This is a genomic window from Dactylosporangium sp. CS-047395 (genome assembly GCF_050942185.1).
Classification (GTDB): Bacteria; Actinomycetota; Actinomycetes; order Mycobacteriales; family Micromonosporaceae; genus Dactylosporangium.
Genome location: NZ_CP192015.1, coordinates 5,697,189 through 5,717,904 on the forward strand (window position 1 = coordinate 5,697,189; position 20,716 = coordinate 5,717,904).

At 71.6% G+C, this 20,716-nt stretch carries 16 protein-coding genes; 10 read left to right on the top strand and 6 right to left on the bottom strand.

The genetic code is table 11. The features are described 5' to 3' along the window. Positions 1-63: 63 nt before the first annotated feature. A complete protein-coding gene (locus ACQP00_RS26845) occupies positions 64-429 on the bottom strand; it encodes a hypothetical protein (RefSeq protein WP_433199362.1) in 366 nt (121 codons plus the stop codon). Positions 430-586: 157 nt separating this feature from the next. Between ACQP00_RS26845 and ACQP00_RS26850 the strand changes: the two genes are divergently transcribed. Beyond that, positions 587-1,966 carry an IucA/IucC family protein gene (locus tag ACQP00_RS26850; RefSeq protein ID WP_433199365.1) on the top strand — a complete coding sequence of 460 codons (1,380 nt, stop codon included), beginning with the start codon at positions 587-589 and terminating at the stop codon, positions 1,964-1,966. On the opposite strand, the gene ACQP00_RS26855 is transcribed toward ACQP00_RS26850, so the two are convergent. Further along, the gene (locus ACQP00_RS26855; protein ID WP_433199368.1) at positions 1,963-3,651 is read right to left on the bottom strand and encodes a substrate-binding and VWA domain-containing protein; all 1,689 of its coding nucleotides are present in this window, start codon (positions 3,649-3,651) and stop codon (positions 1,963-1,965) included. The genes ACQP00_RS26850 and ACQP00_RS26855 overlap by 4 nt on opposite strands. 178 nt (positions 3,652-3,829) lie before the next feature. Beyond that, complete coding sequence (locus tag ACQP00_RS26860) at positions 3,830-4,933, bottom strand: type III PLP-dependent enzyme (protein ID WP_433199370.1); 1,104 nt, start codon at positions 4,931-4,933, stop codon at positions 3,830-3,832. A 50-nt stretch (positions 4,934-4,983) separates the two neighbouring features. Here ACQP00_RS26860 and ACQP00_RS26865 point away from each other — a divergent pair, with 50 nt between their 5' ends. Continuing rightward, a complete protein-coding gene (locus ACQP00_RS26865; protein ID WP_433199373.1) occupies positions 4,984-6,186 on the top strand; it encodes a ferric iron reductase in 1,203 nt (400 codons plus the stop codon). Between the two features lie 537 nt (positions 6,187-6,723). Here the strand turns inward: ACQP00_RS26865 and ACQP00_RS26870 are convergent. Then, complete coding sequence (locus tag ACQP00_RS26870) at positions 6,724-7,341, bottom strand: hypothetical protein (protein ID WP_433199376.1); 618 nt, start codon at positions 7,339-7,341, stop codon at positions 6,724-6,726. Positions 7,342-8,101: 760 nt separating this feature from the next. Between ACQP00_RS26870 and ACQP00_RS26875 the strand changes: the two genes are divergently transcribed. From ACQP00_RS26875 to ACQP00_RS26890, 4 genes are all read left to right on the top strand, one after another. Then, positions 8,102-10,756 (top strand): DEAD/DEAH box helicase, encoded by a 2,655-nt coding sequence (locus ACQP00_RS26875; protein ID WP_433199379.1) that lies wholly within the window; start codon positions 8,102-8,104, stop codon positions 10,754-10,756. Between the two features lie 103 nt (positions 10,757-10,859). Then, on the top strand, positions 10,860-11,528 hold the full coding sequence (locus ACQP00_RS26880) for a hypothetical protein (protein WP_433199382.1): 669 nt from the start codon (positions 10,860-10,862) through the stop codon (positions 11,526-11,528). Positions 11,529-11,670: 142 nt separating this feature from the next. After that, positions 11,671-13,188 (top strand): adenosylhomocysteinase, encoded by a 1,518-nt coding sequence (ahcY, locus tag ACQP00_RS26885; protein WP_433199385.1) that lies wholly within the window; start codon positions 11,671-11,673, stop codon positions 13,186-13,188. Between the two features lie 560 nt (positions 13,189-13,748). Next, positions 13,749-14,390 carry a dihydrofolate reductase family protein gene (locus ACQP00_RS26890; protein WP_433199388.1) on the top strand — a complete coding sequence of 214 codons (642 nt, stop codon included), beginning with the start codon at positions 13,749-13,751 and terminating at the stop codon, positions 14,388-14,390. 33 nt (positions 14,391-14,423) lie between these two features. Here the strand turns inward: ACQP00_RS26890 and ACQP00_RS26895 are convergent, their stop codons facing one another. Next, entirely contained in the window at positions 14,424-15,167 is a 744-nt protein-coding gene (locus ACQP00_RS26895) for an ATP-binding protein (RefSeq protein ID WP_433199391.1), read from the bottom strand. Between the two features lie 117 nt (positions 15,168-15,284). Here ACQP00_RS26895 and ACQP00_RS26900 point away from each other — a divergent pair, with 117 nt between their 5' ends. Both ACQP00_RS26900 and ACQP00_RS26905 read left to right on the top strand, forming a co-directional pair. Continuing rightward, positions 15,285-15,926: a DUF1275 family protein gene (locus ACQP00_RS26900; RefSeq protein ID WP_433199394.1), complete on the top strand. Its 642-nt coding sequence runs from the start codon at positions 15,285-15,287 to the stop codon at positions 15,924-15,926. Positions 15,927-15,936: 10 nt separating this feature from the next. Then, positions 15,937-16,806: an NAD(+)/NADH kinase gene (locus ACQP00_RS26905; RefSeq protein WP_433199397.1), complete on the top strand. Its 870-nt coding sequence runs from the start codon at positions 15,937-15,939 to the stop codon at positions 16,804-16,806. Between the two features lie 368 nt (positions 16,807-17,174). Here the strand turns inward: ACQP00_RS26905 and ACQP00_RS26910 are convergent, their stop codons facing one another. Next, positions 17,175-17,624 (bottom strand): ubiquitin carboxyl-terminal hydrolase 14, encoded by a 450-nt coding sequence (locus tag ACQP00_RS26910; RefSeq protein ID WP_433199400.1) that lies wholly within the window; start codon positions 17,622-17,624, stop codon positions 17,175-17,177. Between ACQP00_RS26910 and ACQP00_RS26915 the strand changes: the two genes are divergently transcribed. Further along, positions 17,527-19,188 (top strand): FAD-dependent oxidoreductase, encoded by a 1,662-nt coding sequence (locus ACQP00_RS26915; protein ID WP_433199403.1) that lies wholly within the window; start codon positions 17,527-17,529, stop codon positions 19,186-19,188. The two genes, ACQP00_RS26910 and ACQP00_RS26915, sit on opposite strands and share 98 nt — an antisense overlap. After that, the gene (locus ACQP00_RS26920) at positions 19,185-20,615 is read left to right on the top strand and encodes an ATP-binding protein (protein WP_433199406.1); all 1,431 of its coding nucleotides are present in this window, start codon (positions 19,185-19,187) and stop codon (positions 20,613-20,615) included. Before ACQP00_RS26915 ends, ACQP00_RS26920 begins: the two co-directional genes overlap by 4 nt. Positions 20,616-20,716: the final 101 nt, after the last annotated feature.

Here is a 20,716-nt window from a genome sequence, read left to right on the forward strand (position 1 = left end):
GCAGACTGATGGGAGGGATGCGCCGGCGGTCGGCGTGCCGGCGCATCTTCAACACGGCGATGCTCAGACGGTGACGTCGATCTGGTTGCCGCCGTCGGCCGGGTCGGCCTTGGCCGCTGCGGCGTCGTCGGTGGGTACGGCGGTCCGGGAGGCCGCGAACGCCATGATGAACGACCACGGCGGCACCGCCCCGGACGCGTTGGTGACGGCACCGGTCGGTGACAGGTGGTAGCCGGTGGCGCCGGCGATAGCGGCGCGGTCGCCGGGCGTGAGCTTGCTCAGCACCTGCTGCGATGCGGGCAGTCCGCCCTTCGGCGGCGGGGCGGGTGCCTCCACCGCGGCGTTCGTCGCCGCACCCGGCACCGTTTTCGGCGGTGCCGGCGGTTGGGCGGCGGCCGGCGTGCTGGCCGTCAGTTGTCTGATCTCCATGTTGGCCTCCCGAAGCGTCCGTGCTCCAAGCTGATCCTCGCGTACATCACAGCATTTCCGCAGGTAGGTCGGCAGCCGGGTGGTCGGCGTGGACAAATTGGGCCGAACGGACGACGTCGATCACATCGGTCGCAGCGGCCACTCTAAAATCGGGCCGGTGAGCGCACCCGACGTCGCCGAGACCGCCGCGGCGCTCCGGCAGCACCGCCCGCACCTCGTGTCCGCTTTCGAGGCGAACGTCCCGGATGCGCGGGCCGCGGTGATGAGCCGGCTGTGGGGTGCGCTGTGGCGGGAGGGCCTCGTCGACCCGGCCCGCCTCGACGGTCCTCCCCCGCCGCTGTTCGGCCCGCCACGGCCGGAGGTGGTCGTCGACGGAACAGCGTTCGACGATCCGGGCGCCCTGGCCGCCGCCCTGGACATGGCGCCGGCGTTCAGGCGGGAGCTCGACAACAGTGTCGCGAACCTGGCGCTGGCGATGACGGCCCCGCCGCCGCCGTTCGGCGGGCTGGCCGGCGCGGAACAGTCCATCGTGGACGGCCACCCGCTGCATCCGTGCTGCCGCACCAGGATCGGCATGTCGACCCTCGACGTCCTCGCCTACGCCCCGGAGCACCATCCGGAGGTGGCGCTGCGGATCGTGGAGGCCGACCCCGGTGACTGGCGCACCGCCGGCGTACCGGTCCCGCCCCGCTTCCCGGTCCACCCGTGGCAGCTCCCCCGGGCCCTGGCCACGGGGCTCGTCCGGGACACGGGCGTCGATGTCCCGGCGCGGCCGCTGATGTCGCTGCGGACCCTGGAAACGGCCGGCGGGCATGTGAAGACGGCGGTCGAGGTGCAGATGACGTCGGCGGTGCGGACCCTCTCCCCCGCCGCCATCCACAACGGCCCGCTCGCCTCCGACCTGGTCGCGTCCCTGGCCACCGGCGGGCTGCGGGTGCTGCGGGAGGTGAGCGCCGGGACCGTCCTGGACAACCGGACGCTGGGCGCGGTGTGGCGGGAGGCCCCCCCGCCGGGCGCGGACGTGCTGCCGCTGGCGCTGCTGCCCCACCGCCCCGACCTCGCCACCCGCGCGTTCCGGAAGGCCCTGGTGGAGCTGGTCCTGCCGCCGATGCTGCGGCTGCTGCACGACGGGGTCGCCCTGGAGGCCCACGGCCAGAACACCCTCGTCGAGCTCGACACAAATAAACAACCGATCCGGGTGTACTACCGGGATCTCGGCGGTATCCACGTGCACCCGGAGCGCCTGGCCCGGGCCGGCCGGACGATGCCGCCGCTGATCGGGGCGCTGCCGACCCGCGACGAGGACGCGTTGCGCACGAAGCTGGTCGCGTCGCTGTTCGCCACGGTGCTGTCCAGCATCGCCGGCGACGGACTGTGGGAGGACGTGGCGGCGGTGGTGGCGGGCACAGGCGGTACAAGCGACGGCTCTTGGATTTTGCAAAACCCGTGGCCGGTGAAGGCGACGACGGCGATGCGCGTGGCCCGGGACCCGCTCACCGATCGCTGGTGCCGGATCCCGAACCCGCTGCGCCGTTAGACCTTGCCGAAGATGGCGGTGAGCAGGACCTCGTTGATGTCGAACGCGGTCTTGGACGTGTAGAGGCTGCCGCCGGAGACCCGGGAGATCTCCTGCAGCGACGCGAAGTCGGCGTCGTTGCCGTAGCCGACGGTGACGATCGGGACCTTCTTGTCGCTGCCGGCGTTGGCCTGGAGTTTCTCCCGCAGCTGGTCGAGGTTGAGCCCGCCGGTGGAGTCGTCGTTCTTGCCGTCGGTCATGAGCACGACGAGGTTCGTGGCGCCGGGCTGGTAGGCGTCGACGACGGCCTGCTGGGCGGCGGCCGCGGTGTCGTAGAGGCCGGTGTCGCCGGTCGCGGCGAGCTTGTCGATCGCCGCGGTCATCTGGTCCCGGCGCGGTTTCCCGCCGACGGGGTCGCCGACCCGGCCGATGGGGACGAGCTGCTTGTAGTCGGTGGTCCCGGCCTGTTTCGTGGAGAACACCCACAGGCCGGCGTCGACGTCGCCGTCGAAGAGCTCGACGGCGGAGCGGGCGGCGTCCTTGGCCAGCTGCATGCGGGTCTTGCCGGTGCCGGGCACCTGCTCGTTCATGGAGCCGGACACGTCGAGCACGAGCAGGACGTTCGTGGGGCGGGTCAGCGCGGTCCAGGTGTCCATGGACTGTTTCACGGACTCCGGCAGCAGTACCGCCCGTGGCACGGTCTTGATCCGCGCCGCGAACGTCGACCCGGCCAGGGCGGCGCCGCCGACACGGTTCGGGTCGCGGAACCCGGCGTCGAGGAACACCTGGCGTCCTTCGGGGCCGCGCGCGTAGGCCAGGAACGCCTTGGCCGCGTCCTGTTTGTCCTTCGACGCCCACGGCGCTTCGAGGATCAGGTACGGGTTGTCGGCGTCCGCGGACCCGTTGGACGGGTACACGGCCACGAGCGGGGTGTGCGGGTTGGACTTGTTGTAGGTGAGGACGTCCTGCTCGAGGGCGGGGAACGCCGACACGTACTGCAGGCCCTGTTCGGCGCCGGTCTTGTCGGCCTTGGACAGCCCGTCGAGCAGCTGCGCGGTGGTGTCGGTGTAGACGGCCCGTTCCTGTTTGAGTTTCGCGAGGGTCGCCTGCTCGTCTGGGGTGACCTCACCGTCGTCGTTGCCGTCCAGGATCGCCATCAGCGCCAGCAGCCCGGACGTGGACTGCAGCGGGTCGGACATCCCGAACTTGAACTTGCCCCAGTCGGCCTTGTTGTACTTCGCCCAGCCCTGCGGGTCCGCCGCCACCTTGTTGATCATGTCTTGCCAGGAGATCTCCCCGTCGGGCCAGCCGAGTGCCTCGGCCATCGGCTTGGGCATGGCGAGCACGGACGGGGTCCGGGCGAGGCTGGGCTGCAGGTCGGGCATCATCCGTTCGGCGATCGCGGCGGTGGAGGCGCGCCGCACCCAGGCGGACGAGTCGGGGACCCACACGTCGGGCTGGGGTCCGACCTTCGCGTCCCATTCGGTACCGAGGGCCTGGGCCATGACGGCGGTGTCCCGGGCGGACACGGCGACGTGCGCGCACTGCCCGGCGACGGCCGGGTCGGTCGCCGACCACTTCGTGGCGAGGTCTTCCAGGAGGGTCGCGGTGGCCGGGGAGGCGACGACGGTCGCGGTGACGGACCCGGTGCACGTCGTCTTCGTCAGCTTGCCGTACGCGAAGACGCCGCCGGCGCCGGCGAGCACGACAACGAGCCCGCCGATGATCCACGGGGTGAATCGAAAGCGGTCCTGAGCTGGGCTGCGGCGGTGTGACCGCACATCTGCCCGGTCGGCCGGGTGGGCCATGGGTGTGCCTCCGGGGGTGGGAAGTCGGCATAGTGTAGGCCCTCGTCAACCCCGGTCCCCGCCGCCCCGGCCCTGCTCAGGTCACGATTCGGAACGCCGGCGGGTCGAGGCGCAGGAAGTCGTGGTGGGCGACCTCCCACCCGTAGGCGCCGGTCGTCGCGAACAGCAGCACGTCCCCAGCCCGCAGCCGCGTCACCGGCTCGTCCCGGGCGAGCACGTCGCGCGGGTTGCACTGTTCACCGGCCACCGTGACCTGCGCGTCGATCACTTCGGGGCGCGGCCACGGGTACGGCCACGCGTCGACGTCCAGGACGGTGAACGGGTGGCTGTACCCCCAGGAGGCGGGGAGCCGGAAGTGGTGGGTGCCGCCTTTGACGACCGCGAACCAGGTGCCGTGGCTGTGCTTGATGTCGAGGACTTCGGCGGCGTACCAGCCGGCGGGGGCGGCGACGTACCGGCCCGGTTCGACGATAAGCGTCCGGCCCGCCGGGAGAGAAAGATCACGAAGGGCGTCCAGGTCAAACGCCTGCCGGCCGGTCATGTCGACCCCGAACCCGCCGCCGGCGTTGACGACGTGCCCGATGGCCGCTCTGGTTCGCGCCCAGTCCAGGCAGTCCTGGATGTAGGCGGCGTGCGCTGCCGCGTCGAGGTTGTTCGACACGGCGTGCAGGTGCACCCCGAGCACCTCGTGCTGGTTCGCGGCGTTGAGGGCCTCGTCCAGGTCCTCCTCGGCGAAGCCGAACTGGGTCGGGACGCCGGACATGTGGTGCCGGCCCGGCAGCGCGGGGTGGCGGCGGTTGACCCGCAGGCAGATCCTCGCCCGGCCGGGGATGCGCCGCAGCTCGTGGAGGCTTTCGACGTTGATGACCGCGTCGCGCTCGACCGCCCGCCGCAGCAGCGCGTCAGGTTTCGCCGGCCCGGACAGGATGAGCGGTTTCCCGGTACCGGCGGCCGCTTCGAGTTCGCCGGCGGAGGCGACCTCGATCGCGTCGGCGGCGTGTGCGGCGGCTTCGACGATGCTGGGGTGGCCGTTGGCTTTCATCGCGTACGCGATCCGCGTCCCCGCCGGCAGCGCGTCGCGCAGGGCGCCGATGCGGGCGCCGACGACCGCCGGGTCGTAGACGTAGGCGGGGAGCGGCCCGCCGAGGACGGTTTCGCGGACCCGCGGGTCGACGGTCACCCTGTACTCCGTTCACGGTGGCGCCGGGCACGCACAGTAAGCTCACGGCGATGCGCCTCATCGACGTCCGCGACCCGATCGCGTTGTGGCAGTACGCGGAACGGTATCTCGGGGTCGGGACCCGCACCTACAGCCCCTACGCCGGCGACCTGGACATCGCCGACGCCTACCACCCGCAGCGCGGCACGGCGACGTTCCAGCTCCCGACCTTCCGGGTGCCCGGTTCCCTCGGCACGGTGCGGCGGGCCGGGACACCGTCCGGGCTCCCCGACGTGTACACCGACGGTGACGGGCTGCTGCTGCCGGTGCACCCGAACACCCTCGACAGCCCCGACCTCGCCGGCCGGTCCACACTGCTCGGCCTGGAGCCGGGCCCGTTCCTGACGGTGGTCCCGTCGGCGAACGCCCGGACCGTGTTCGTCACCGCCGTCGACGGCGCCGCCGTCGAACCGCATTTCGTGAAACTGCACTACCCGCGGCGGCTGTCGCGGTTCACCCGCCGCCTGCGCCGCCCCGTGATCGAGCTGCAACTGTGGGTCTCCGACGAGCTGCTGCGGGTCGGGACGCCGGTGCTGCCGGAGGTCGGCGGCGGCTGGTTCGACCCCGGCCTCGGCGACGAGGCGTGGGGGTTCCTGATCCGCGCCGCCCGCCCCGTGACACCGTCCCCCGCGTGTACGGTGCCGCTGTTCGCCCTGTACGGCGGCGACCTGCGCGCCCCGTCCGACCCGACGCTGCTCGAGCAGCTCGTGGAGGCGTCCGGCGAGGCGCCCCTGGACTATGTGGCGCAGCGGATCGTGGCGCCGATGGTGCGGATGTGGTCGTCGACGGCCCGCGCGACGGGGTGCCCGCTGGAGACCCACGGGCAGAACACGCTCTTCGCGTTCTCCGGTTCCCAGACGCAGATGTTGTACCGCGACTGCGCCATCTACGTCGACAGCGCCCTACGAGCCGCGGCGGGCCTGCCACCGTCGCTGCCGCCCGCGAACGTCATCCCGCGCGATGTGCCGCTCGCCTCGGATGAGGTGTTCTCGCTGACGTACGACAGCTTCATGGGCCACCACGCCCTGTCCTATGTTGCCGCCCTGGCCGCGTCCCGGTGGCGGGTGCCGGCGTCGTCGCTGCACGAGGCGGCGCGGGAGGCGTTCACGGCCCCGGACCTGCTGCCGCGGACGGTCTTCTACTACGACAACGTGCTGTACGACAACGGCGACTGGAAGCTCGTCGACACCGGCGAACCCCCGCAGTGGCGCTGACCCGGCTCGTCCTTTGCTGACCTCGCTCGTCCGGTGCTTGCTCTGGCTGGTGCTTGATCTGGGTGGTGCTTGATCTGGGTGGTGCTGGGCGGTGCGCCGTTGGCCGCGTGTTGGCGGGGTGCGCAGTAGGGTCGGTGCGGTGATCGTCGTGCACGGCCTCGTCCTGCCGGACGGAACGCTCGGCTGCTGGGCCGAGTCTCCCGCCGCGGCGCTGCCGGCACCGTCCACTCCCCCACCGCCCGGCGCGCATGCCGCTGTCGTGCCCGGCGGCGCCGACTCCGGGCCGGGTGTGCATCCGTTCGCGGTGCTGCCGCCGGTGCCCGGGACGGTGGTGACCGCTGACCTGCTGCTGCCGTCGACGCCGACCCGGCCGGGCGCATCGCCGGAGCTGACGGCACATCTGCCGGCTGGCCACCGCGAACCGGCCGCCCGCCGCCAGACGGTGTGGACGGTTCCCGTCGTGATCCTGCCGCCGGGCACCGACCCGGAGCAGCTCCTGACCGGCGACCCGGACATTTCACCGGGCTCGTCGATCGGCTACCTCGCTGACCTGCTGTCCTTCGCCACCTCCCTCGTCGACCGCGGCCGGTTCCTGCCTGCCCTGACCACCGAATCCGCGCTGTCGTCCTCCGCGCGTTGGTCGTCCGCGCCGTCGTCGTCCATGTCGTCCTCCGCGCGTTGGTCGTCCGCGCCGTCGTCGTCCATGTCGTCCTCCGCGCGTTGGTCGTCCGCGCCGTCGTCGTCCATGCCGTCGTCGTCCATGCCGTCGTCGTCCATGCCGTCGTCGCCGGGCCGGGGCCCGGCCGCCCGCTGGCTGCCGGTCCTGTGGGGCGCCGACGCCGCCGCGTTCGACACCCTGTGCGGCTCCATGCCGGGGGTCACCGCCGCCGTCGTCCCCGAGCCGCCCCCGGCCGCGGCCCGCCTGCGAACCCGGACCTTCACCTGGTCCACCGCCGACGCCGCCCGCCAAGCCCTGAACACGGTCGTCGACCACCTGGTCCGCACCCGCCTGCGGGGTCGGCCGCTGCTGACCGACACCCAGTCCCGGCAGACCAGCGCCGTCCACGCCTGGCTTGCCGCGCTCACCACCGCCGACCCTCGCCTGCGCACCCTCCCTCCTGCCACCTCCACCACCGCTTCGACGACAACGGCCACCGCGCTGACCGACCCAACCGGCCCGGCGGACCCGACCGCCGCGACCGCTGCGACCGGCCCATCTAGCCCGACCGACCCGACCGGCGGGACCGACCCGACCGACGCGACCGACGCGACCGACTCGACTAGCCGGACCGACGCGACTGGCCCGACCGACCCGACCGACGCGACCGACCCGACCGACGCGACCGACCCGACCGACTCGACTAGCCGGACCGACGCGACTGGCCCGAGTCGCCTGACGGGCATGGCGGGCTTGGCGGGCCGCGGCCTCAGTCCCGCGGCGTTGACCGCCCGAGCCGAGGCCCGCGCGATCGCCGAGGCCGCCGCCCGCCGCACCTCCGCCACCAGCTCGGCACCGCCCGCTGGTCCGTCCGCCTCAACGTCGTCCGCTGGTCGTGCTTTCCCGGCACCAGACACTGTTGAGGCCGCTACCGACGCGCCGATGACCGGTGTCGCGCCAGTCGCCGCGCCAGTCGCCGCGCCAGCCGCCGTGCAACCCGAATCGCCCGGCGCCGCCGTGGACGACGAGCCGATGACCGGTGCTGCGCCAGCCGCCGTGCAACCCGAATCGCCCAAGTCGCCCAAGTCGCTCGGTGCGGCGGAGGACGAGAGGCCGGCCGCACTCCAGGCACCGGCCACCGTCGAGACGCGCCGGCCACGCACGGGTCCCGGTCCCACGGCGTCGGCACCAGCCACGTTCGACGCGCCCGCGCTGGGCAACATCCCAGCAGCGGCCGAGCCGTCACGAGCGGCCGAAGTGCGCGGGCCGCTCATCGCCGACGGTCCCGAGGTCGCGCGGCTGCGGGAGGTGCTCGAGCGGTGGGCGGACAGCGGGCGGCCCGCGCCCGTGCGGCTGTGTTTCCGGCTCTCCTACGTCGAGGGCGGCGACGAGGACGACGACCTCGCACCAGCGCCCGAAGGCGACCTGATCCCCAAAGCGCCGAAGCCCGCCGCCCGCGGCCGCCGAGGCACCCGCGGCGGCCGAGGCACCCGCGGCGGTCCGGGACTCCCGCAACCGGCGCCCGCCGGACACCGCGGCGGGCGGGCCACGGAGCTGCCGGACACCGCCGGGCCGGCCGCTGTCGATGAGGACGGCGGGTCGTGGCTCGTCGAGTTTCTCCTGCAGCCCGCCGAGGAGCCGGGCCTGCTCGTCCCGGCCGGTGACGTGTGGCATGACGCGGCGTCGCCGTTGTTCAAGTGGGTCGACTATCCGCAGGACGTGCTCCTGGCGGATCTGGGCCGGGCGGCGCGGCTGTGGGCGGACCTCGACGTGGCGTTGTGGGCGGCCCGGCCGGAGTCGCTGCGCCTGGACACGATCGGCGCGTACCGGTTCCTCACCCACGCCACGCTGCTGCAGGACGCCGGGTTCGGGGTGCTGCTGCCGGCGCAGTGGCAGCGGCGGCAGGAGCTCGGGCTGACGTTGACGGTCCGCGCCAGGCAGCCGGCGGCGCCGGTGCTGCGGGACACGACGACGAACCGGGCGGCGATCGTCGCGTTCCGGTGGGGGCTCGCGATCGGCGACGAGTTCCTGTCCGAGGCCGACCTCGCCGAACTCGCCCGGGCGAAGGTGCCCCTGGTGCGGCTGCGCGGCCGGTGGGTGCACCTGGACCGGGAACGGCTCCGGGCCGGGTTGGCGTTTCTGCGCCGCGGCGGGCGTGGGGAGATGACCGCCGGGGAGGCGATGCGCCTGACCCGGCTCGTCCCCGACGGGGATCTGCCGCTGCCGGTGACCGGCGTCGACGGGGAGGGCTGGCTCGCCGACCTGCTGACCGGCCGCGCCGCCGAGCACCTCGAGCTGCTCGACCCGCCGGCGGGGCTGACGGCGACGCTGCGCCCGTACCAGCGCCGTGGCCTGTCGTGGCTGGCGTTCCTCGACGCGGTCGGGGTCGGGGCGCTGCTCGCCGACGACATGGGCCTGGGCAAGACCGTGCAGGTCCTCGCGCTGGAGGCGCACCTGCGGGCGCAGGGTCCGCGGCCGCCGACGCTGATCGTGTGCCCGCTGTCGGTGCTGGGCAACTGGCGGCGGGAGATCGAACGGTTCACCCCGGGCCTGACGGTCCGCGTCCACCACGGCGCCGCCCGCCTCACCGCCGCCGACCTGACCAACGGCTCCCGCGGCGGCCCGACCAGCGACACGAGCGTTGACACGACCGGCGGCATAACCGGCGGCGTGGCCAACGCCCAGACCGGTGGGGTGGCCGCGGATCTGGTGCTGACCACGTACCAGGTGGCGACCCGCGACATCGACACCCTCGCCGGGATCGGCTGGGACCGGGTCGTGCTCGACGAGGCCCAGCACGTCAAGAACGCCACCGGGGTCACCGCGCGCGCCGTGCGGCGGCTGCCGGCCCGGCACCGGGTCGCGCTCACCGGCACCCCGGTCGAGAACCGGCTCACCGAGCTGTGGTCGATCGCCGACTTCCTCAACCCGGGCCTGCTCGGCGAGGCGTCGATCTTCCGGGCCCGCTATTCGGTACCGGTGGAACGCTGGGGCGACGACGACGCGGCCCGCCGGCTGCGGCAGGTGACCCGGCCGTTCCTGCTGCGCCGGGTCAAGACCGACCGGGCGGTCATCGCGGACCTGCCGGAGAAGGTCGAACGCCGCCAGTGGTGCACCCTGACCCTGGAGCAGGCGACCCTGTACAAGGCGGTCGTCGACGAACTGTTCGTGAAGCTCCGCGAGGGCCGGGCCGGTCCGGCGCGTAAAGGCCTGGTGCTGTCGGCGATGACGAAACTCAAGCAGGTGTGCAACCATCCGGCGCACCTCATGGGCGACGGCACACCCCTGCCGGGCCGGTCCGGGAAACTCGCCCGGCTGGAGGAGATCCTGTCCGCGGCGGTCCAGGCCGGCGACCGGGCCCTGGTGTTCACGCAGTTCGCGCGGTTCGGGCACCTGCTCGTGCCGCACCTGGCGCAGCAGCTCGGGGTGGGGGTCGAGTTCCTGCATGGCGGTACACCCAAAGGCGCCCGGGACCGCATGGTCGACCGCTTCCAGTCCGGGTCGGGCCCGGGGGTGCTGCTGGTGTCGCTGAAGGCGGGCGGGACCGGCCTGAACCTGACCGCCGCGAACCATGTCGTGCACGTCGACCGGTGGTGGAACCCGGCCGCGGAGGCGCAGGCGACCGACCGGGCGTTCCGCATCGGGCAGCGCCGCGACGTGCAGGTCCACACGTTCGTGTGCATCGGCACGATCGAGGAACGCGTCGAGGAGATCATGGCGAGCAAACGGGACCTGGCCGGGGTCGCGGTCGGCTCCGGCGAGGGCTGGCTCACCGGGCTGTCCACGAACGACCTGCTGGACCTGATGTCGCTCGCGCCGGAAGCGGTCGGTGAGCCAGTCGGTGAGCCAGTCGGTGAGCCGGTCGGTGAGGCGGTCGGTGAGGCGGTCGGTGAGGCGGTGGGCGATGCCTGAGACGAGATGGTCCCACCAGTTTCTGGCCATGCTCGAATCCTTGCGGATGGGTACGACATTTTCGGCGGGCCGCCGCTACGCCCGCGCCGGACACGTACGCTCCGTGACGATTTCAACCTCCATCGTGACGGCGCTGGTGGTCGATGAGGACGGGGAGACGTACCGTGCGAGGATCGGGGTGGCCGCGTTCACCGCCGCCGACTGGGCCCGCATCGAGCGTGCCCTGGCCGGCGAGGCGATCCACGCCGCCCGCCTGCTCGCCGGGCACCTGCCGGAGAACCTCGAGACGATCCTCGCCGGGTTCGGCCTGTCGCTGTTCCCGCAGTCCCTGGCCGAGATCGTCCTGGACTGTTCGTGCCCCGGCTGGCAGAAACCGTGCCGGCACCTGACCGCCGCCTGCTACGTCCTGGCCGAGGAGTTCGACGCCGACCCGTTCGCGATCCTCGCCTGGCGCGGCCGCGGCCGCGACGACCTCCTCGAGGCCCTGCGCGCCCACCGCGTCTCCGCCCTGTCCCACATCGCCCGCCACCAGCACCCGGAGCCCGTTTCTTTAACCCCCGTCGCCGGTACCTTCTGGCAGGCCGGACCCCGCCGCCAGCCCCCCGACCCGGACGTCCCCGGCTCCCTGCGCCGCGCCGACGCGATCCTCGAACAGCTCGACCCGCTGCCGCTCACCGCCGGCCGGTACGACGTCACCGACCTGCTCCGCGACGCCTATCACACCGTCACACAGCGCGACCCGGGGTTGCCGGAGCGCCGCCACAGCCGGTAACGTCGAATCCCAGCGGCGCTCCGACGCCGCGGTCAGGGCCGAGAGGCGCTGCGACGGACCTCCAGTGTCCGCCACGCTCGGCCAGCATCTGACCTCCCTTGACCCCAAGGGCGCCTCCTGTCACCGGGAGGTGACCTCAGGTATGTCCCACGCAACCGAACACACCCTGCAGCAGCTCGTCGAGCACGGCCACCCGTACCTGCAGCGACGCGACGGCCTCGACTTCGCCGTCGCCGACCTGTCCCTCGCCGAGGTCGGCCGCACCCAGATCCGCCTCGCCGAACACGAGATGCCGGGCCTGATGGCGACCCGCCGCGAGTACGCCGCCGCCCAGCCGCTGCGCGGCGCCCGGATCGCCGGCAGCCTCCACATGACCGTGCAGACCGCGGTCCTCATCGAAACCCTGGTCGCGCTCGGCGCCCAGGTCCGCTGGGTGTCGTGCAACATCTTCTCCACCCAGGACGAGGCCGCCGCCGCCGTCGTCGCCGGCCCCCACGGCACCGCCGACAACCCCACCGGCACCCCGGTCTTCGCCTGGAAAGGCGAAACCCTTCCCGAGTACTGGTGGTGCACCGACCAGCTCTTCCAGTTCACCGCCGACAACGGCGACATCCTCGGCCCCAACATGATCGTCGACGACGGCGGCGACGCGACCCTGCTGCTCCACCAGGGCGTCGCGGCCGAAACGAACGGCGCCGTCCCGCAGGCGGCCGACGGCGACGACCCCGAGTACCGGATCATCCTGGCCGCCCTGACCGCGAGCCTCGCCCGCGACCCGCAGCGGTTCACCCGGATCGCCGCCGCCGTCCGCGGCGTCACCGAAGAGACGACGAACGGCGTCAAGCGCCTCTACAAGCTCGCCGAATCCGGTGAGCTGCTCTTCCCGGCGATCAACGTCAACGACTCCGTCACGAAGTCGAAGTTCGACAACACCTACGGCATCCGCCACTCGCTGCTCGACGGCATCAACCGCGCCACCGACGTGATGCTCGCCGGGAAACTCGCCGTCGTCTGCGGCTACGGCGACGTCGGCAAGGGCGCCGCCGAGGCCCTGCGCGGCATGGGCGCCCGCGTCGCCGTCACCGAGATCGACCCGATCTGCGCCCTGCAGGCCGCCATGCACGGCCTGCCCGTCGTCCACCTCGACGACGTCATCGACACCGCCGACCTCGTCATCACCGCCACCGGCAACAAGGGCATCGTCACCGCCGCCCAGCTCGACCGCCTCAAGCACAACGCGATCGTCGGCAACGTCGGCCACTTCGACAACGAGATCGACATGGCCGGCCTCGCCCAGCTGCCCGGCATCACCAAACACGAAATCAAACCCCAGGTCCACGAATGGGTCCGCGCCGACGGCCGGTCCATCATCGTGCTGTCCGAGGGCCGCCTGCTCAACCTCGGCAACGCCACCGGCCACCCGAGTTTCGTCATGTCCAACTCGTTCACCAACCAGACGATCGCCCAGATCGAGCTGTTCACGAAGCCCGACACCTACGACCGCCAGGTGTACCGCCTGCCCAAACACCTCGACGAGAAGGTCGCCGCGCTGCACCTCGACGCCCTCGGGGTGCGCCTGACCGAACTCACCAAGGACCAGGCCGAGTACATCGGCGTCGACGTCGCCGGCCCGTACAAGCCGGAGCATTACCGCTACTGACAATCCCGCGTGACCCCGCACCACCCTGCACAACCTGAACGACCTGCACCATCCCGCACGACCTGTACCATCCCGCACTACCCTCGCGCCGCGAGCCAGGCCACCGCCCCGGCTCGCGGCGCGTTTCTTCCCCCGGTCCTGTCCCCCGTTCCGGTCTCCCCGTTCCGGTCTCCCCGTTCCGGTCTCCCCGTTCCGGTCTCCCCGTTCCGGTCTCCCCGTTCCGGTCTCCCCGTTCCGACGGGAGTGGTCCGGGTCTCCCCTTCCGACGCGAGTCTCGTCCGGGAGTCTCGTCCGGGAGTTCCGTCCGGGAGTTCCGTCCGGGAGTTCCGTCCGGGAGTTCCGTCCGGGAGTTCCGTCACCCCGGGAGTTCCGTCACCGGGCTGCTCGAGGCACGACGCCGCGCGCGGAAGTGCCAGCGCGCCACATGCAGGCACGCCGGATTGGCGGCAGCGATGATTCAGCCATCCGCCGCTCGTCACATGAAGCGACACAGCTGAAGCGACACAGCTGAAGCGGCGACATGGGCGGCGACCCACCCGACGGCGAACGGCGGTACACCGATGGCGATCATGCTCTATTCCGCGACGATGTCCCTCGACGGCTACATCGCCGGGCCCGGCGGCGACATGAGCTGGCTGACCCCGCACATCGCCCCGAACCCGCTCGTCGACGACCTGATCCCCCGCATCGGCGCGATCATCGTCGGCAACCGCACCTTCGGCGGCGACGACCCGCACCGCGGCACCGACGGCGCCGGGAAACCGTTCGGCGGCGGCTGGGACGGCCCGCAGTTCGTCGTCACCCACCATCCCCGCCCGCACGGCGACGGCATCACGTTCGTCGCCGACGTCGAAACAGCAATCCGCGAGGCGAAAGCCGCCGCCGGCGACCGGTACGTCAACATCATCGGCGCCGACATCGCCCGTCAGTGCCTGGCCCTCGGCGAGCTCGACGAGATCCTCGCGATCACCGCCCCGGTCCTGCTCGGCGGCGGCACCCGCCTACTCGCGTTCACCCAGTCCGACGACGACCCGCGAGACGAATCCCGAGACGAATCCCGAGAAGAATATCGAGAAGAATCCGAGCGCGGCGCTGGCCATGGTGGCCGCCGCGCTCGCAGCGCGGGGCCGGTGCGGCTGGAGCAGCTCCACGTCTCCCACACCGCGCAGGCGATCAACACCTGGATGCGAATTATCAAATAGCGGATTACCGGATCCAGTAATCCGATAATCCGCTCAGCGCCGCTGCCACACCTCGGCGTCCGCCGTCCACCGCAGCGTCGTCACCGCCTGCAACACCAGCCCACCGGACAGTGATGGCGTCAGGTACAGCTCGTCCGCCAGAGACCGAATGATGTGCAACCCTCGCCCGTGCTCGTCCAGCACCGGGTCCGCCTGCCCGTCACCGGCACGCCCATCACCCGGGCCGGCATGCTCATCGTGCCCGTCACCCAACCCGGCATGCCCGTCCCCAGCACCCACCGCCGCCGCAGCCGACACAGTTGCCGCAGCCGACGCCGACGACAACCCTGAACCACCATCGCCGAACGTGCCCCGCCCACCGACCCCATCACCGGCCGGCCGCGCCGACGGCACCACCGGGCCAGCCACCGAAGCCGTCGTCGCCGAAGCACCCGCCGCCGATTGAGCCACCGACGAAGAACCCGCCGATGAAGAAGCCCCCTGCGAAACCCCCATCGGCACCGGCGCCAGCCGGGCCGGATCCACCACCGCCCCAGCATTGATCACATGGATCACGCACCGCTCCCCCGACACGTCGATCGTGATCTCATAGTCGTGGATCTGCAGCGCATGCTCGATCACATTCGCGCACGCCTCGGTCAGGATCAGCCCCACATCGTCGCGGCACCCCGGCTCGACCCCCAGCGTCCGCAGCGCCTGATCGAGCAGCCGCCGCACCACCGGTACCGTCGCCGCATCCCGCGGCAAATGCAACGCCAGCCGTAACGCGATCGACACCCGACCCCCTCCCGCGCGAGCCAGAACTCACCGTCAACGTACCCGTACCCAGGATGAACCCCACAGTCACCCGGGGTGGGTGAGGGACGGACCCCGCCGGCAGGGAAGCGGACAACGGTGCGCCGAACCGTGTGGATCCTCGCCCTCGCCGCAGGCTACGTCGACGGCCTCGCCCTGCTGTACCTCGGCGGCGTCTTCGCCAGCGTCGTCACCGGCAACCTGCTCCTCGTCGGGATCACCGCCGCCACCGACCCCCACCACCTCACCGGCACCGCCGCCCGCGCCGCGCTCGCCGTCGCCGTCTACACGATCACCGTCGCACTCGCCCGCAACCTGCCACCGGCCCGCTGCCTCGTCGCCGGCCTCGCCGCCCTGTGCACCCTCACCGGCGCCTGGGCCGCCGTCCACCACGACCCCCACGGCACCGCCCAGCTGCCCCTGCTCGTCCTCGCCGTCATCGCCGCCGCCCTGCAGGCCGCCGCCCAACGCGACGGCGACCCGCCCACCGGCTACCTCACCGGCCCCCTCATCCGCGTCGCCGAAGGCCGCATCCACCTCGCCGGCGACGGCGCACCCCTCATCGCCATGCCCCTCGGCGCCGCCGGCGCCGCCCTCCTCCTCGACAAGATCCCCTGGCTCGGACCGCTCCCCGCCGTCGCGCTCGTCGCCGCCGCCGTCGTCCTGCGCGCCATCCCACCCCGCAAGACCCGCACCCGCGCCGGCGCCACCCCCAGACCCGAACCCGCCCGCACCCCGTAAAGTGGCACCAATGGGGATGGTGCACACCGTCGGACTCGTCCTGCATCCACGCCGCGACTCCAAACCGGCCATCGACGCCGTCATCGACTGGGCCCGCAGCCGCGACACCACCGTCCTCGGCCTGCCCGACGAAGTCGACCGCATCGACTGCACCGCCGTGGCCGTATCCGCCGACGAACTCGTCGGCCGCGCCTCCCTCGTCGTCAGCCTCGGCGGCGACGGCACCATGCTGCGCAGCATGCGGCTGCTGTCCGGCAAACCCACCCCGGTCCTCGGCGTCAACCTCGGCCGGCTCGGCTTCCTCGCCGAAGTCTCCGTCGAAGAACTCCCCGACGCCCTCTCCGCCATCGACGCCCACCGCTTCACCGTCGAACCCCGCATGGCCATCCGCACCACCCTGCCCGACGGCACCGCCGTCACCGCCTTCAACGACATCGCCCTCGTCCGCACCCCCGGCCACGGCCTCGCCGCCATCGCCATCTCCATGCAGGGCTACCCGTTCGTCCGCTACGCCGCCGACGCCCTCATCGTCGCCACCTCCACCGGCTCCACCGCCTACAGCTTCTCCGCCGGCGGACCCATCGTCTCCCCCACCGTCGAAGGCATCCTCGTCGTCCCCGCCGCCGCCCACTCCGCCTTCAACCGCGCCCTCGTCCTCTCCCCGAACGAAGACCTCGACCTGGAGCTGCTCCCCTCCAGCGGCCGCCTCGTCATCGAAGTCGACGGCGAAGTCCTCGGCGAACTCAACCCCGGCGACACCCTCACCGTCTCCGCCGCCCCCGCCGCCGCCAAAGTCGTCCGCCTCGGCTACACCACCTTCTACGAACGCGCCCGCCGCAAACTCCAGGTCAACGGCAGCCTCGAAGTCGAACTACCATAAAACGCCGCATTTGTACCGCCCGGCGCGCGACCAGCAGCGCCCTGGCCGATGGCAACCCCGCCACGGGACGCACGCCACCGCCCAGCAGCAGACACCGCCGCACGCCTCCGCAGAGCGCAAACCACAACAGCGTGCGGTAAGAACGCGGGCGGCAGAAAGTCACCAGACGCACCCGGTCGCGTCCGTTAGGCGCGAACCAGATCGGCGTGCGGCATCAATGCGGGCAGCGGCCACGCACCCAACGCCGGCAGCAAAAAGCCGGCCACGACCGCACCACACCCCTAGGCATGACACGACGGGCCGGCCAGAAACGACCTCAGCAGGACCTCAGCAACCTCAGTGCGAGGCAACCTCAGTGCGAGGCAACCTCAGCTGTGCGCCCGCGACGGCAACCCCGCCACCGGCACGATCGCCTCATCCGCGTAACACCACACCCACTCCTCACCCGGCTCGAACGACTGCACCAACGGATGCCCCGACGACCGGAAATGCGCCGTCGCATGCTTCGCCGGCGACGAATCGCAACACCCCACATGCCCGCACGTCAGGCACAACCGCAGATGCACCCACCGCCCACCCACCGCCAGGCAGTCCTCACACCCGTCCGCCGACGGCTCGACCTCGGCCACCATGTCCACATGCGTACAACCACTCTGCATCGCACCACCGTAAACCCCGTCACATTCGTCGAGCAGCCCATTGCGTGGTTGGATTGACCGCATGGCCAAGCCAGCGATCTTGACCGTCGACGACGACCCCGCCGTCTCCCGCGCCGTCGCCCGCGACCTGCGCCGGCAGTACGGCGAGGAGTACCGCATCGTCCGCGCCGACTCCGGCCGCGAAGCCCTCGACACCCTCAAGGAACTCAAACTCCGCGGCGAACAGGTCGCCGTCCTGCTGGCCGACTACCGCATGCCCGAAATGAACGGCCTGCAATTCCTCGAAGCCGCCATGGACCTCTTCCCCCGCGCCCGCCGCGTCCTGCTCACCGCCTACGCCGACACCGACGCCGCCATCCAGGCCATCAACATCGTCGACCTCGACCACTACCTGCTCAAACCCTGGCACCCGCCGGAAGAGAAGCTGTACCCGGTCATCGACGCCATGCTCGAAGCCTGGAAAGCCGCCCCCGACCGGCCCTCCGCCGACGTCAAAATCATCGGCCACCGCTGGAGCGCACCCTCCTTCAAGGTCCGCGACTTCCTCGCCCGCAACATGATCTCCTACCGGTGGTACACCACCGACGACGCCGAAGGCCAACGCCTCCTCACCGCCGCCGGCGTCAGCCCCGACGACGTCCCCCTCGTCATCACCACCGAAGGCAAAACCCTCCTCAACCCCACCGAAGCCGAACTCGCCACCCACGTCGGCCTCACCACCACCCCCACCAACGACTTCTACGACCTCGTCGTCGTCGGCGGCGGCCCCGCCGGCCTCGGCGCCGCCGTCTACGGCGCCAGCGAAGGCCTCCGCACCGTCCTGCTCGAAGAACGCGCCACCGGCGGACAAGCCGGCCAATCCAGCCGCATCGAAAACTACCTCGGCTTCCCCGACGGCGTCTCCGGCGCCCAACTCACCGACCGCGCCCGCCGCCAAGCCGTCAAATTCGGCGCCGAACTCCTCACCGCCTGCCGCGTCACCCGCCTCGAACAAGCCGGCAACACCCGCGTCCTGCACTTCGAAGACGGCACCACCATCGCCGCCCACGCCGTCATCCTCGCCACCGGCGTCTCCTACCGCCGCCTCACCGCACCCGGCCTCGCCGACCTCCACGGCCGCGGCGTCTACTACGGCTCCGCCGCCACCGAAGCACCCTCCTGCACCGACCAGGACGTCTACATCGTCGGCGGCGCCAACAGCGCCGGCCAGGCCGCCATGTTCTTCTCCCGCTACGCCAAACGCGTCCACCTCATCATCCGCGCCCCCAACCTCAACGCCTCCATGTCCCAATACCTCATCGACCAGATCGACAACGTCGAGCACATCCAAGTCCACCCCTGCACCGAAATCGCCGCCGCCCACGGCGACGAACACCTCGAACGCCTCGAACTCCGCCCCCTCGACGGCGGCGACGGCCACACCGTCGACGCCTCCTGGCTGTTCATCTTCATCGGCGCCGAACCCCGCACCGACTGGCTCGACGGCACCGTCCAACGCGACCCCCGCGGCTTCGTCCTCACCGGCCCCGACCTGCTCACCGGCGACGGCCCACCCGCCGGCTGGCGCCTCACCCGCGACCCCTACCACCTCGAAGCGTCCATCCCCGGCGTCTTCGCCGCCGGCGACGTGCGCGCCGACTCCGTCAAACGCGTCGCCTCCGCCGTCGGCGAAGGCGCCATGGCCGTCTCGCTCGTCCACCGGTACCTCCTGGAGTCCCAATGACCAACGGCCGCCGCCTGAGCCCCGACGAACTGCGCGGACTGTTCCTCTTCGAAGCCCTCGACGACGACAAACTCGACTGGATCTCCACCCGCGGCTGGGCCGTCACCCACCCCGCCGGCGACGCCATCTACACCGAAGGCGAACCCGCCACCTGCTTCGTCGTCCTGCTCTCCGGCACCGTCTCCCTCAGCCGCAACATCCGCGGCGACGACGTCGAACTCTCCCGCACCGACCAGTCCGGCGTCTACGGCGGCGCCACCCAGGCCTACCTCGGCGAACAGGTCGCCCAGGTCTACAACAACACCATGCACGCCATCACCGACGCCGAGGTCCTCGAAGTCCCCGCCGCCGAATTCGGACCCGTCATCCGGCAATGGTTCCCGATGGCCATGCACCTGCTCGAAGGCCTCTTCTTCGGCATGCGCAACAGCAACAACGCCGTCGCCGAACGCGAACGCCTCCTCGCCCTCGGCAGCCTCTCCGCCGGACTCACCCACGAACTCAACAACCCCGCCGCCGCCGCCGTGCGCGCCACCGCCGTCCTGCGCGACAAAGTCGCCGGCATGCGCCACAAACTCGCCATGATCGCCGACGGCCGCCTCGACGGCGAACGCCTCCACACCCTCGTCGAACTCCAGGAAGCCGCCGTCAAGAAAGCCCAGAACGTCACCAAACGCAGCGCCCTGGACATCTCCGACGCCGAGGACGCCATCGGCGACTGGCTCGACGAACACCAGGTCAACGGCGCCTGGGACATCGCACCCACCCTCGTCGCCGGCGGCATCGAACTGCCCTGGCTCGAAGGCGTCGCCGACGGCATCGGCGACCTCGACCTCGAACCCGCCGTCCGCTGGCTCTGCTACACCATCGAAACCGAACTGCTCATGGGCGAGATCGACGACGCCGTCGGCCGCATCTCCGGCCTCGTCTCCGCCGCCAAGCAATACTCCCAGCTCGACCGCGGCCCCTTCCAGGTCGTCGACGTCCACGAACTGCTCGACGCCACCCTCATCATGCTCAACGCCAAAATCCCCCAGGGTGTACGCGTCGTCACCGACTTCGACCGCAGCCTGCCGAACATCCCCGCGTACGCCGCCGAGCTCAACCAGGTGTGGACGAACCTCATCGACAACGGCGTCTCCGCCATGCACGGCGACGGCACCCTCACCATCACCACCGCCCTCGACCCGACCGGCGACTGCCTCACCGTCGACATCGCCGACACCGGCACCGGCATCCCGCCCGACGTCCGCCCCCGCATCTTCGAACCGTTCTTCACCACCAAGCCCGTCGGCGAGGGCACCGGCCTCGGCCTCGACATCAGCTACCGCATCGTCGTCAAGAAACACCACGGCGACATCCGGGTCACCTCCGAGCCCGGCAACACCCACTTCACCGTCGTCCTCCCCCTGCGCGAAGCCGCCTGACCACAGAGCCACCAGCAAGCAACCAGGAAGGCGCGGCCCGCGGGCCGCGCCTGTTTGTATTGGTGCAGGTCGGCGCGGAGCGCCGAACGTTGATGGTTCTG